13 protein-coding genes are annotated in these 13872 nt (G+C 47.1%); 11 read left to right on the plus strand and 2 right to left on the minus strand.

The genetic code is table 11. The features are described from left to right. Positions 1-69: 69 nt before the first annotated feature. Positions 70-501 carry a universal stress protein gene (locus tag KO512_RS01555; protein ID WP_215950572.1) on the plus strand — a complete coding sequence of 144 codons (432 nt, stop codon included), beginning with the start codon at positions 70-72 and terminating at the stop codon, positions 499-501. Positions 502-658: 157 nt separating this feature from the next. Here the strand turns inward: KO512_RS01555 and KO512_RS01560 are convergent, their stop codons facing one another. Continuing rightward, positions 659-1366, minus strand: a complete 708-nt coding sequence (locus KO512_RS01560; protein WP_252734729.1) for a FadR/GntR family transcriptional regulator — start codon at positions 1364-1366, stop codon at positions 659-661. A 379-nt stretch (positions 1367-1745) separates the two neighbouring features. Here KO512_RS01560 and KO512_RS01565 point away from each other — a divergent pair, with 379 nt between their 5' ends. The 5 genes from KO512_RS01565 to KO512_RS01585 all read left to right on the plus strand — a co-directional run bounded on the left by KO512_RS01565 (position 1746) and on the right by KO512_RS01585 (position 7311). Then, positions 1746-2465 carry a ribonuclease activity regulator RraA gene (locus KO512_RS01565; RefSeq protein ID WP_215950573.1) on the plus strand — a complete coding sequence of 240 codons (720 nt, stop codon included), beginning with the start codon at positions 1746-1748 and terminating at the stop codon, positions 2463-2465. Positions 2466-2581: 116 nt separating this feature from the next. Further along, the gene (locus KO512_RS01570) at positions 2582-3547 is read left to right on the plus strand and encodes a Bug family tripartite tricarboxylate transporter substrate binding protein (RefSeq protein WP_215950574.1); all 966 of its coding nucleotides are present in this window, start codon (positions 2582-2584) and stop codon (positions 3545-3547) included. 54 nt (positions 3548-3601) lie between these two features. Further along, positions 3602-4081: a tripartite tricarboxylate transporter TctB family protein gene (locus KO512_RS20405; RefSeq protein WP_354667726.1), complete on the plus strand. Its 480-nt coding sequence runs from the start codon at positions 3602-3604 to the stop codon at positions 4079-4081. Then, entirely contained in the window at positions 4082-5614 is a 1533-nt protein-coding gene (locus KO512_RS01580; RefSeq protein WP_252734731.1) for a tripartite tricarboxylate transporter permease, read from the plus strand. Between the two features lie 119 nt (positions 5615-5733). Continuing rightward, positions 5734-7311, plus strand: a complete 1578-nt coding sequence (locus tag KO512_RS01585; RefSeq protein WP_215950576.1) for an aldehyde dehydrogenase (NADP(+)) — start codon at positions 5734-5736, stop codon at positions 7309-7311. 186 nt (positions 7312-7497) lie between these two features. Here KO512_RS01585 and KO512_RS01590 read toward each other — a convergent pair whose 3' ends face one another. Next, entirely contained in the window at positions 7498-8091 is a 594-nt protein-coding gene (locus KO512_RS01590) for a class I SAM-dependent methyltransferase (RefSeq protein ID WP_215950577.1), read from the minus strand. Between the two features lie 467 nt (positions 8092-8558). On the opposite strand from KO512_RS01590, the gene KO512_RS01595 reads away from it, so the two are divergent. The 5 genes from KO512_RS01595 to KO512_RS01615 all read left to right on the plus strand — a co-directional run bounded on the left by KO512_RS01595 (position 8559) and on the right by KO512_RS01615 (position 13772). Continuing rightward, on the plus strand, positions 8559-9770 hold the full coding sequence (locus tag KO512_RS01595) for a TsoY family (seleno)protein (protein ID WP_215950578.1): 1212 nt from the start codon (positions 8559-8561) through the stop codon (positions 9768-9770). Positions 9771-9882: 112 nt separating this feature from the next. Beyond that, positions 9883-10773, plus strand: a complete 891-nt coding sequence (locus tag KO512_RS01600; protein ID WP_215950579.1) for an MBL fold metallo-hydrolase — start codon at positions 9883-9885, stop codon at positions 10771-10773. A 12-nt stretch (positions 10774-10785) separates the two neighbouring features. Next, entirely contained in the window at positions 10786-11208 is a 423-nt protein-coding gene (locus KO512_RS01605; RefSeq protein ID WP_215950580.1) for a TIGR01244 family sulfur transferase, read from the plus strand. Between the two features lie 25 nt (positions 11209-11233). Next, on the plus strand, positions 11234-12952 hold the full coding sequence (locus KO512_RS01610; RefSeq protein ID WP_215950581.1) for a SulP family inorganic anion transporter: 1719 nt from the start codon (positions 11234-11236) through the stop codon (positions 12950-12952). Between the two features lie 169 nt (positions 12953-13121). After that, positions 13122-13772 carry a peroxiredoxin gene (locus tag KO512_RS01615; RefSeq protein WP_215950582.1) on the plus strand — a complete coding sequence of 217 codons (651 nt, stop codon included), beginning with the start codon at positions 13122-13124 and terminating at the stop codon, positions 13770-13772. Positions 13773-13872 lie beyond the last annotated feature (100 nt).

Raw genomic sequence — 13872 nt, forward strand, 5'->3', positions numbered from 1 at the left:
CAAAACCGAGGTGCCTGTTATTAGGCTCCTCGGTTTCGATTGCTATATTTTGTGGTAAAGGAAGGATTTATGTTTAAACAAATTATTGTTCCGGTTGATATTGAAGAACCCTCTTTTTCGGATCAGGCGATTGAACTGGCATTGCGTGAAGTGGATAGCGCGGGAGGCACCATTCATTTGATGACCGTCATCCCCGGATTTAACTCACCGCTGGTTGCCTCCTACTTTAAAAAATCGGTGGTTGAGAAGGCTCACGAAGCCGTCGAGAAACAACTGCAAGCACTGGCTCAGGAAAAGCTGCCTGCTGAGGTTAATTGTACGCTTTCAGTTCATCAGGGTAATCCGGCTGAGCGCATTATTAAACAGGCCAAGCGCTGCAATGCTGATCTGATCATCATGACGGCGCATCATCGCAGTAAAGTTGATCACGTTTTGCTGGGGTCTAACTCCTCGCGAGTGGTTGAGCGTGCCGGTTGCTCTGTATTGGTGTTGCGTCCTTAAGGCTAAGTTATTGCTGCAGTGGTTAGACTTTTCGATCAGAGGCGCTGGTGCAAAACCAGCCCTGAATTGATGAGTGAGAACGCTGTGTCGTGTTAAGTGATAATCTCAGATCGAGTAGAGTTACCCCTGAATGTTAAGATTAAGTTTTTGGTTACATTTAGCCCTCAAACATGCGGATACGTGCACTGTCTAAATGGTTTTTCATTGCGGCTCTGGCAGCGGCTGAATCGCCCTCTTTAATGGCGGTGACGATGGCGTGATGCTCTTGTTGCACTAGCTGTAAGCGCGAGGCCGGTTTTAACAACGATAGATTTCGGGTGATATTAATGCCGCCCCTGATGCTATCTTCAAGCAACTCCAACACCGTGTTATAGAAATGGTTATTCGCCGCCTCAGTAATGGCTAAGTGAAAAGCAAAGTCTTCATCGGTCGCTAGCTTACTTGATGCATTGGCATCATTCATTTTTTCATACGCTTTTTCAATGGCTTCTAACTGGGTGCTGGTTCTTCGTTCTGCCGCAAGTGCCGCCGCTTCTGCTTCAAGGTTAGAGCGGAATTCAAAACAGCGTTGTATATCGGCAATACTGGATATCGGAGAGAACTGTAGTACTCGATTATCCGGCTTTTTGATTACATAGCTGCCAGACCCCCGTCGCGAGGTGATCAATTCATCCTCACGTAACCGTGCTAGGGCTTCACGCAAAATAGGTCGAGAGACATTAAACTCTTTACATAACTGGGCCTCTGACGGCAGTTTGGTGTTGAGTGCGTAGGTGCCGTCCATGATAACGGCCAGTATTTGTTCATAAACCATGGCCCCAAGTGATTGTTGGGCCTTTTTTTGAGTAGTTACCTTACTCATCATCTGTTCACCGATATTTAATAAATGTTGTGATAAAGCCGCTGAGGTCACGCTTGCAGCTTGGCTTTTTATTCGCTCAGTCTGGCGCGATAGGCGCTAACAATGCCGTGGGCTGGCAACAACGTATCCCTGATTTACCCTTGGCTTTAACCGCTATCAATGCACTATAATCCCGACTGGCTACTTAACTTATTTTTACAACTTTATCCTCTCTATCTTGAAAATACAAACAAAGCTTTAAAAACAAGGCATTAATAGCGGCTAAAAGGGTTGTTATAATTGATAATTAGTAAATAGTTGTAAAAATTAGTTTGATTTGTAATTTTTCTGAAGGTATTGTTGTTCGGCGTTGTAAAAAAATAAGAGATCAAGGTGAAGAACGATGACGGAAAAATATCAAAAGCTGGCTAGTGATGTACTCGAGCGACTGCAAGCCGTGTCAACGGCCACGTTGCATACAGCCCTCTTTAAAAAAGGTTTGCGCAATACCTACATTCAAGGGATCAGCCGAGTTAACAGCCAGAAAGTGAAAATGGTAGGGCAAGCATTTACGTTACGTTATATCCCCGCGCGAGAAGATTTAGATACCGTAGCGGCGTTTAAAGATCCTGAGCACCCACAGAGGCTGGCGGTTGAAACCGTGCCTGAAGGGATGATTATGGTGTCGGATTGTCGGCAAGACGCATCGGCAGCGAGTGCCGGCAGTATTCTGTTAGCACGACTTGAAACGCGTCTGTGTGGTGGTTTTGTCTCCGATGCCGGCATTCGTGATTTTGATACGGCGATGGATATGGCGATGCCTATCTTTTGTACTAAGCCTAGCGCGCCAACCAACCTTACCAAACACCATGGTGTTGATCTTGAAGTGCCAATCGGTTGTGGCGGTGTTGCGGTCTATCCTGGTGATGTGCTGGTGGGTGACGGTGACGGCGTGATTGTGATTCCATTAGCGCTGGCTGATGAGATTTCACAAGAGGCGTTAAAAATGGAACGCTTTGAAGATTACGTTATCGGTAAAGTGCGCACAGGCAGCCCTGTTATCGGCCTTTACCCGCCAAATGAAACGGCTCAAGACGAGTATAATAAATTTATTGTAGGCTAAGGTGAATCTAGCGAGTACGTATGAATACGGATTATTTTTTGTATTCAATCTGTTCAAATAACAGATAATTTTTTACCCATATCGACCCTAATAATAAGTAAAAAAAAGAGATTATTATGTTAACTAAAAAAATAAAAAAAGCGCTGCTTTGTGCTGTTAGTGCGTGTGTTCTCAGTTCTACTGTTTCTGCTGCAGATTTTCCCTCAAAAGATATTCGTCTGATTGTGCCTTGGCCTGCAGGTGGTGGAGCCGATGCGATTTCACGTAAGATCAGTAGTATTGCGGAACAAGAGCTGACGCAATCGATCTACGTAGAGAATATTGGTGGTGCGGTCACTGCTACTGGGTTAATGCAAATGACCCGTGCTCGCCCAGATGGGCATACCATCGGCGTGTTAACCTATGACAGTGTTATCACTCTGCCGCGCGGTAAAATGGTGCCGGGCTATTCACTCGAAAAAATGCAACCGATCGCCCGCATTAGCCGTGAGGCAGATGCCTTCGTGGTGTCTAAACGCTCGGGCTATAACAGCTTTGATGAGCTGATTAGTGCGGCAAAAGCAAACCCTAATACTGTGCGTGTTGGTGTTGCACCTAGAGGATCAGGCCCCTATCTTGCGGTGCGCCGCTTAGAAAAAGAAGCCGGTGTTCGCTTTAATGTGATTACCTATCCTGGCTCATCGAGCGCTGAAGCGGAGGCCTTGCTCTCCGGTGAACTTGATGCTGCCATCTCAAGCCTAGGTGATTTCAGTGGCATCATTCAGTCTGGGGATGCCAAAGGGGTGGTTGAATTAACCTCTGAACAAAACCCATCGTTTCCTGATGTCCCCCCTGTTAGTACCTTCGGCTATCATTTAGAAACCGGTAGTTTTATCCTGCTAGCCGCGCCTAAAAACACTCCAGAGGCATCACTGTCTAAGCTTGAATCTGCCTTTAAAACCGCTTTTGACAGTTCAGAGTTCCAAGTGTGGGTGGCAACCGTTGGTGTGACCCCAAGTTGGTTAGGTTCTGTTGATGTTCAACATTGGATTGATGAGCTGCAAACCAGCACGTTTAAAGTAATGGATGATCTAAACCTGTAGGGATTAACGATATCAGCCCCGGCTTATGTCGGGGCACTTATAAGGTAGATTATGATGTTATTAAACAAAAGGTTTGCGTTTCAATTTTTGGTTTTTTTGTTTTCTGTTGGCTATTTGTTAACAGCGATAAACTTAGGAAAGCCGCTGTATAATAATAGGCTTGAACCCTCTTTCTTTCCGTTATTGGTTGGTTTTTTTGCGGTTATCTTTAGTGCTGTTTTATTATTTAAAGAAATCGTTTTAATCAAACAGAAAACGAAATTATCTCAGTCGAGAAAAGAAGAGAAGAAGATGAGTAATAAGACGGAGTATGCTCCTCTTCTTATCATACTATCGATCTTTGTGTACATTCTTGCGTTTTCGATAACCGGATATTTTATTTCATCTTTTCTGTTTGTACTTTCTATTATTGTTATTTTCTCATCGTTAGAAAAGATAATACAGAAACTACTGATATCAATAACTATAGTCTTTGTCGGGTATCTGCTTTTTGAACAGATATTCGGTGTTAGACTCCCGGCGTTGTGGGGGTAGATGATGGAATTTATGAATCTGGTGGTGGGCAGCTTTGGCACGCTGTTCGAACCGTTAAATCTTGCTTATATTGTTGCCGGTTTTTTAATCGGAACAATCTTTGCTGCGATTCCTGGTTTAACGGCAACTTTGGCGTTAGCGCTGTTATTACCGCTAACTTATAGCTTAGATGTGACTACTGCGCTGATGGCTTGCGCCAGTATCTATATGGCGGGTATGTGTGGCGGTAGTATTACGGCAACAACCATTAATATTCCCGGTGCTCCATCATCAATGATGACCGCGCTCGATGGCTATCCTATGCAGCAACGGGGCAAAGGGGCGTTGGCTTTGGGGCACGCATCGGTTGGCTCGATGATTGGTGGTGCACTGGGGGCGATATTGCTAATTGCGGTGGCCCCGTTTGTTGCTGAAGCTTCATTATTGGTTAAAACCACGGGTAAGTTCTCGTTACTTGCCTTTGCTATCGTCATTATTATCATTGCGCAACGTGGCAAGATGATTAAAGCGGCAATGGCCGCTTGTATTGGCTTGATGTTAGCAACGGTGGGCTTGGATGCGATGGAGCCCGTCACGCGTTTTACCTTCGGTTTGAGTGAATTAACTGCCGGTATTGATCTGATGCCGGTGATTATTGGCACCTTTGCGATTAGCGAAATTTTGATTCAAGCGAACTCGTCGGTCGATACAAAAAAGGCCGCAGAAGCCTTTAGCAAAGTGAAAATTCGACGTCGTGATTTTATTCCACCGCTGTCTTCCATCCGTGAAATCGGCGTGATGTGCTATATCAAATCGAGTTTAATTGGCTATTTTGTTGGAACTCTGCCCGGCGCAGGTGGTTCGATGGGCAGCTTCCTTGCCTATGCTGAAGCCGTACGTACCTCGACTAACCCCGATAGCTTTGGTAAAGGCAACCCGAAAGGTATTGCGGCATCAGAAAGTGCTAATAATGCGGTGTGCGGTGGTGCTTTAGTACCTATGTTAACCTTTGGTATCCCAGGTGATCCGATTACGGCAATCATGTTGGGCGTATTAGTTATTAATGGTATTCAGCCAGGCCCACAGCTGATGTCTGGCCAAGCGGAGTTAATTGCTCCAATGCTGGCTTCGTTGTTATTCAGCGCGGTTGTTTTGATTCCCTTAACCCTATTTTTATTGGGTCCATACTTTATTAAAATCGTCTCAATTCGCAAAGATGTACTGTATGGCATGATCGCTTTGCTGGCGGTCGTGGGCAGCTATGTTGCCACTTACTCTAGCTTTCAGATGATGATGGCATTGGCATTAGGGGTATTAACCTATTACCTCAGGAAAAATGACTTTCCTATTATCACTTTACTATTGGGTTTTATTCTTGGTCCCAATTTAGAGGAGTTTTTGCGTCGCTCATTAGCGCTGTCAAATGGCAATCCAATGACTTTTTTCACTAACCTAGATAGCTTGTTCTTTATTGTTCTGACGCTGGTGTTTGTCTATTTCCTAGCGATTAAAAAACCACTGAAAAGCCCTATAGAAAAAGCTGCCGTTAATTAACCTTAGGGCTAGCTTATTAATCCACTTCGTACCGATTTTTGGTTAGGCGTCTGCGCACGCTTAGTCGATAAGTTATAACGACCGAAAGGTCATCTTTATTAAGTATTTAGGAGTAGAACATGAATTTAACGGGCCAATTACTGATAGGTCAGAATAACCTTGTTGCAACCGGCGATAAAGTTTGGGCGACTAATCCCGCGACCGGTGAAAAACTTGAACCCGGTTATCATGGTGGTGGTCTTCCAGAGGTCGACCAAGCTTGTGCATTGGCGGAGGCGGCCAGCGTTGCTTTTCGTCATACCTCTTTAGAGCAACGGGCGATCTTTTTAGAAACGATCGCTGTTGAAATTGAAGCGATTGGTGCGCCTCTGGTTGAGCGCTGCATGTTAGAAACGGGTTTGCCGCAGGCCCGTATTGAGGGTGAACGTGGCCGAACCTGTGGTCAGTTACGCTTGTTTGCATCGGTGGTGCGTGCGGGTGAATGGCTTGATCGACGTATCGAACCTGCTATGCCTGAAAGACAACCGTTACCACGCGCCGATTTACGGCAGCAAAATATAGCGCTGGGTCCCGTTGCTGTGTTTGGTGCGAGCAACTTTCCGCTTGCTTTTAGTGTTGCAGGTGGTGATACAGCATCGGCTTTAGCAGCAGGCTGTCCCGTGGTTGTTAAAGCGCATTCGGCTCATCCGGGTACATCTGAGTTGATTGGGCGTGCGGTCCAAACGGCGGTGGCGAAGTGTCATCTGCCCGAGGGCGTTTTTTCTTTATTGTATGGTTCCGGCACTGTACTGGGGCAAGCGTTGGTATCGGATGCTCGCATTAAAGCGGTAGGCTTTACGGGATCTCGCTCGGGCGGTTTGGCATTAATGGCAACCGCTCAGGCGCGTCCGCAGCCGATTCCGGTGTATGCCGAAATGAGTAGTATCAATCCGGTGTTTTTATTGCCCCAGGCAATGGCCAGCCGTGGCGCTGAGCTTGCCGAAGGTTTTATTGGTTCGCTATCGATGGGGGCAGGGCAGTTTTGTACTAACCCAGGTTTGCTTTTGGCCGTGCGCGGCGAAGCGCTGGATAATTTTTTGCAGGCGGCCAGTAAAGCGATTGTTAATGTTGCGGCACAGACAATGCTGACACCGGGCATTCATAAGGCGTATCTGCAGGGAGTCAGTGCGTTAGCGAATAATGCTAAGGTTAAGCTGCAGGGCTGTGGTGAAATCCGCCTTGCGCCAAACGTGTGTCAAACCCATCTGTTTACCACCACCGCGAATGATTTTTTAGCGGATGAAAGTCTAACCGATGAGGTTTTTGGTGCATGTTCTTTGCTTGTCGTTTGTGATGATTTGGCACAAATGGCACAGGTTGCAACGCAGTTAGAAGGGCAGTTAACCGCTACATTACAAATGGATGATGACGATCTGGAGACGGCTAAAAAATTACTGCCAGTGTTGGAGGAAAAAGCGGGCCGTGTGATGGTGAATGGCTGGCCAACCGGTGTTGAAGTGTGTCATGCGATGGTGCATGGCGGGCCTTTCCCGGCAACCTCTGATGCACGAACAAGTTCGGTGGGTAGTGTTGCCATCCAGCGTTTTTTACGCCCTGTTTGTTATCAAAATCTACCTCAGGGATTGTTGCCGGAAACACTACGTGAAGAGAATCTCGTGGCAAGTTCCTATTTGATGGACGGTAAACGGGTGGGTTGAAGCATGGATTGAAGTTAGGGAGGCATGAGTTGAGCATCATCGTTAAGTGAGCATCCACTGTTTACTTAACGGCGATGTTGTATCGCCTCTTCATCTATGAATGCAACAGCTGTGCGACTTCAGCTTTAACGCTTCTATTTTAAATCCTCTATTTTAAATCCTCTATTTTTTACACCTCTGGTTTTATCAGCCCTGTTTGACGCCGACTAGCTGAATCACACTGCATTCGCCACGATGAAGCTCGCCTTCGTTGACCGGTCTAAGGCACTCGCGGGCCAGCAGCAGATCTAGCTCGGCGAGTTCCTGTTTCAAATCGAGCAGTGACATCAGCATGTCGAGATCTTTAGGACCACCTAAACCGCTGCTATTCAGTTGATTCGGACTAAAAGCCTCGAGAATGAATACCCCTCCAGGTTGCAGGCCCGATACAACCTTTTTATGTAGCTCCCGTCGCAAAGCTGAAGGGCTATGGGCAAAAATTGAAACAATACCGCTCCAGTGTTCAGGTGCAATCTCAAGGTGAGTCAAATCGCCGACATCGTAGCGTATCCGTGTTCCCGTTTTTTCTGCCAGACTCATCGCTTTATCGCGGCCTATAGTGGATAGGTCGATCGCATGAACTTCATAGCCCTTTTGTGCCAGATAAACGGCATTCCGTCCCTCTCCCTCTGCTAGGCAAAGGACAGATCCTTGCGGAATTCGATAGGCTTGCTCTACTAGAAACTCATTTGGCTCGGTGCCATATACGAAATTCTCACCACTGTAACGTTGATCCCACATAGATGCCTCTTTTATTAAATACCTGCTTACTTGATACAAAGCTGCATGAATACCGCAGAATGACCTGTACGGTAGGTCTTAACTAAGAATGCCATCCGCAGGCAGGTCTGAATATTGTCAGCCATTTTTGAGCGCGTAGCCTGCTTCTACCACTTGAAAATTAAGTAGACCCTTAAGTAGACCCTTAAGTAGACTCACTTGGTAATGCCATTTTTATGACAAATATCATCTTATCATCACATAGTGATTTTGCATTAGAATAATCTAATGTAGTATGTCTTTTAACAACAGAGGCGTTAATGAATTTTTTCTATACTAGACCGATAAAACGCTTAAGTTGGTAATATCTTACCTCATCATTATTAGATCTTTTTTATACGTGAGTCTCGGTCGGTTGAGTCTATGAATAGGCTTTTAACGATCTCTAACTCTCGTTCGGCACAACTTCAAGGATAAGGAGATTGCTGATGTTAAGACGAGATCAAAATCAACCATGGCATCCGAGTTACTGGTTGGCAGCGTTGGGTGCCGGTGGACTTTCCATCTCATTTTTTATGTATCTAATGTGGTTAGTCCCTCATCAGGGTTTTCCTATGCCAACGTGGCAGCACCTTGAAGCATTGCTTGCGGGGAGTACGGCATTACCCACAGGGGTGCGCTTCGTTGCGATTCTGGCGACGCTGTTTATGTTACTGCTGGCTTTATTGCACTTTACGTTGCTGGTCTGGAATATTCGTGAATACCGTGAGGCCCGCACGACTGAAGCCTATCAACAGCTGCTTGGATCACCGAGTGAGGCTCAGTTGATGACACAGCCGCTGACATTTGCGATGACGGTCAATGTCTGCTTTGCACTGGGTGCGCTCTGTGTGCCGAATTTATGGACTGTTGTGGAGTATCTCTTTCCGTTCGCTTTGTTGGCTTTTGCTGCTATCGGCGTCTGGTCGCTCAAGCTTTATGGTCGCTATCTTAGCCGGATGCTAGTGAGTGGTGGTTATCGGCAAGAAGAGCACAACCATCTCTCTCCGTTGATGGCTGTTTTTACTTTTTCTATGTTGTCTGTCGGCTTTGCAGCGCCGGCGGCGATGTCACAGTCTCTGTTCGTCGCGGCGCTGGCGGCCACGTTATCGATTCTGTTTTTGGTGGTCGCGGTGGTTTCTGGCGTACTGATTTTGATATCGGGCCTACAAGCGATGCTACAGTATGGTTTGCAGGCGCAGGCCACGCCCAGCATTTGGATGCTGATTCCGATTATGACGTTACTGGGGATCGAATGGGTGCGAGTACAGCATGGCTTGAGTCATCATTTTGCGGCGCCTGTTGAACAAGGAAAGCTGTTTGTCGTACTAACAGCCATCTATATGTTGCAGCTAGGCGTTATGTTGTTGGGGTATCGTGTGATGCAGCTGAACGGTTATTTGAAAGCCCATTTTTTGGGTGATCAGCGTAACCCTATTAGTTTCGGGCTGATCTGCCCCGGTGTTGCTCTGTTTGTGATGGGCATGTTTTGGTGGCATCTAGTGTGGGTGCAAGGTGGAATCGTCGTGGCATTTAGTTTGGTTTACTGGTTAGGTATTGGTGGGTTAGCGGCGGTGCAATTTTTAACGCTGGCAGCACTGTTACGCCTGAGTCATCGCTTGTTGAGACACAAACCTATTAAGATTGCATCGATGGAATAGATGTATTGTGACTATGAGCATCATAGTTAAATTTAAAGAGTATAAAGCAGACAGTACATGAAATATCATTTAATATTAGAGTTATCTAATATTAAGAATTCGGAGATATACCATGAGCGAAGTACAAGTTTCCTCGTGTGTGCCTAAGGTGAAAGCCTTTTTTGATGAGCCTACCAATACATTCAGTTACGTGGTGCGAGATCCCGATTCTAATGCCTGCGCCATTATCGATTCGGTGCTGGATTTTGATTATGCCAGTGGCTGTACCGATGTGCGTTCGGCGGACGAGATCATTGCTTATGTGCGTGATAACAACCTCTCGGTTGAGTGGATTCTGGAAACCCATGTTCATGCAGACCATCTATCGGCAGCGCCTTATCTTCATCAGGCGCTGGGTGGCAAGACCGGTATTGGAGCTATGATTACCGTGGTGCAGGATACCTTCGGTAAAGCATTCAATGCCGGTACTGAATTTGCGCGTGACGGAAGTCAGTTTGACCATCTTTTTGAGGAAGGTGAGGGTTTCCGTATTGGTAATCTTGAAGGCAATGTGTTGCATACGCCGGGACATACGCCGGCCTGTCTAACCTATGTTATCGGTGATGCGGCGTTTGTCGGCGATACTTTGTTTATGCCGGATTACGGTACAGCCCGTTGTGACTTCCCCGGTGGTGACGCACGCACTCTGTTTCACTCGATTAAAAAAGTGCTCAGTTTGCCGGGTGAAACGCGGATTTTCCTCTGTCATGACTACAAAGCGCCGGGTCGTGAAGAGTACTGTCATGAAACAACCGTCACTGAGCAGCGTCAGCACAATGTGCATGTGCATGAAGGTATTACGGAAGCTGAGTTTGTACAGATGCGCACCGAGCGGGATGCGACGTTGGACATGCCGACACTGATTTTGCCATCGGTTCAGGTCAATATGCGAGCGGGTGAGATGCCACCAGCAGAAGACAATGGCCAAGTGTATCTAAAAATACCGCTTAACCTATTTAAATAACACGAGGAATCTATGGATATCAAAGTACTTGAACCGGGCTTTTCCATCTGTCATGCGATCTACCCAAGTGATATGAAAGAGCTGAAAGCAAAAGGCTTTCGCGCAATTATTTGTCATCGCCAGCCGGGTGAAGCGGATGACCATATTAATGATTCTGAACTACGCCAAGCAGCCGAGGCTGAGGGGATTGAATGGGTTGAGATCCCTGTTACACCGGGTGAGTATACAACGGAAGCGATTGAGGCCTTTGGTGCCGCCATTGATAGACTACCGACGCCTATCTTGGGATTTTGCCGCAGTGGCCGCCGAGCGGTGTCCCTCTGGATTCATAACCAAGTGCAGCAGGAAAACTGTGATATAGGGCAGTTACTGCAGGCGGCCCATGCTGCCGGTCATGATTTGCATGCAGAAAAGGATAGCTTTATTAAGAGCTGATCTTGAGCGCTATTAAGGGATTTAAGTGAATATTAAAAAATACCTGCCGATTCTGGGATGGCTACCGAACTACCGCTTAGCCATCTTCAATCAGGATTTGATGGCGGCCATGATTGTGACGGTGATGCTGGTTCCTCAGTCATTGGCCTATGCGATGCTGGCAGGTCTACCCCCTGAAGTTGGGCTGTATGCCAGTATTGCGCCCTTACTGATCTATGCCGTTTTGGGCACCAGTAGTGCCTTATCAGTAGGTCCTGTAGCGGTTATTGCCTTGATGACGTTCACGACCGCGGGCAGTATTGTTTCGCCAGAGGGTGATGCATACCTGACCACTGTCATTTTGCTGACCTTTATCTCCGGTATTATGCTGACCTTGATGGGGTTGTTTCGTCTGGGGTTTCTTGCCAACTTTCTCAGTCATCCAGTGATTTCTGGCTTTATCACCGCTTCAGCAATTATCATTGCTATCAGCCAATTCAAGCATCTGTTAGGTGTCTCGGTGAGCGGTCATAACCTGCCGGAGCTGTTGTTCGCATTGGTTAAGGCGCTGCCGGAACTAAATGTGATAACGCTCTTGCTGGGCAGCGGCACTTTGTTGTTTTTATATGCAAGTCGTCGTTGGTTAGGGCCACTTTTGATTCAATTAGGGTTCAGTCGAGCCATCGCTAGTAGCGTAGGGCGCTTGGCGCCGATCTTGGCGGTGGTTGCGACCACAGGGATAGCCGCTTATTTTTCGTTAAACGAGCAGGGCGTTGCGGTTGTGGGCAATGTACCAGCAGGCTTGCCACCTTTGGCGATGCCATCTAGCGATATCAACCTTTGGCAACAGCTCTGGGTTGGGGCGTTGTTGATCAGTATTGTCGGCTTTGTTGAGTCGGTATCTGTGGGTCAGACATTGGCCGCAAAACGTCGCGAGCGTATCGATCCAGATCAGGAGTTAATCGGTCTTGGTTGTGCCAATCTTGGAGCGGCCGTTAGTACGGGGATGCCGGTCACGGGCGGATTTTCTCGCTCAGTGGTGAACTTTGATGCCGGCGCACGCACCCCCGCCGCTGGCGCTTTTACCGCCTTGGGTATTCTGGTGGTTATTCTCTGGTTAACGCCGCTGTTGCAGACGCTGCCGATCGCAACCTTGGCGGCGACGATTATTATCGCCGTACTTTCTCTAATCGATATCCACGCTATCAAGCATACGTGGCGTTATTCAAAGGCTGACTTCTCAGCGATGCTGCTAACGGTTGTTATCACGCTGCTGCAAGGGGTGGAAGCGGGTATTCTCTCCGGTGTTGGTTTATCACTAGCGTTGCACATTTATCGTACTAGCCGTCCGCATACGGCCGTCGTAGGACGGGTTGCCGGTAGTGAACACTTTCGCAATATCGAGAGACATGCGGTGGAGACCAGCCCTAATGTCTTGATTATTCGGGTTGATGAAAGTCTCTATTTTGCTAACGCCCGTTATCTGGAAGACCAGATACAGGCGCTGGTGAGTCAAAATCCGGCACTGCAGCATTTGGTGATCAGTTGTCAGGCGGTCAACCTAATCGATGCGTCAGCACTGGATAGCTTAGAGTCGATCAATGCTCGCTTGAAGGATACCGGAATTAAATTGCACTTAGCTGAAGTGAAGGGACCGGTTATGGATCGTTTAGAAAAGGTCGAATTCCCCGAGCGGCTCAGTGGCGAAATATTTATCAGTACGTTTGCCGCCTGGGAGCGGCTGAAGAGCAGCGATAAGGACTAAAAGCCGCGTTTAGATTAGAGGTCTTTAGGATGCATAGCGATCACATTATAAGTTTCAACTATTGAATGTATTGCTAGGCTTAATTTCCTTTAGGTATAAGCTTATATTATTATGTTATTAATCAAGGGCAAATATGCCCACTAAAGTAACACAACTGGAGAAATGAAAGATGGCACTTCGAATCAATGACATCGTCCCTAATCTCGATTTGAAAACCGATCTAGGCGACTTCAAATTACATGATTTCATCGGTGATAAATGGACTATTTTGTTCAGCCACCCGAAAGATTTCACACCCGTTTGTACAACAGAGTTTGGTGCCGTGGCTCAGCTAGCGGCTGAATGGGAAAAGCGTGACACTAAAGTTATTGGCCTGTCTGTTGACGGCGTTGAAGAGCATGTTCAATGGAAGGCAGATATAGAGAAATACTCAGGCGCTCCAGCAACATTCCCGATCATTGCTGACGAGGATATGGCGGTTGCCAAAGCACTGGATATGTTACCGGCGGATGCTTATCTACCGGATGGTCGCACTGCTGCTGACTCTGCCAGTGTGCGTGTGGTCTTTATCTTCAGCCCAGACAAAAAACTGCAGCTGTCAATGACCTACCCAATGTCTGTCGGCCGTAACTTTGCTGAAGTTGTGCGCGCTCTGGATGCCCTTCAAGCAACCGCTAAAGGACCGATTGCGACACCAGCTAACTGGCAAGCAGGCGAAGATGTGATTGTGGGTCTGTCGCTGAATGATGAAGAAGCGAAGGCTAAGTTCGGTGATATCGACGTTAAACTGCCTTACCTACGTATGACTAAACAGCAATAATGACTGCTTAGTTATCATCGCAAGATTAAAACGCCCTGTCCGGAGCTTAGGTTTGCTGGCAGGGCGTTTTTGTATCTGTGAATTATTCGCTGCAGTCCTC

Origin of the sequence: Amphritea atlantica, from assembly GCF_018860855.1 — a bacterium.
In the GTDB taxonomy this organism is placed as follows: domain Bacteria; phylum Pseudomonadota; class Gammaproteobacteria; order Pseudomonadales; family Balneatricaceae; genus Amphritea; species Amphritea atlantica_A.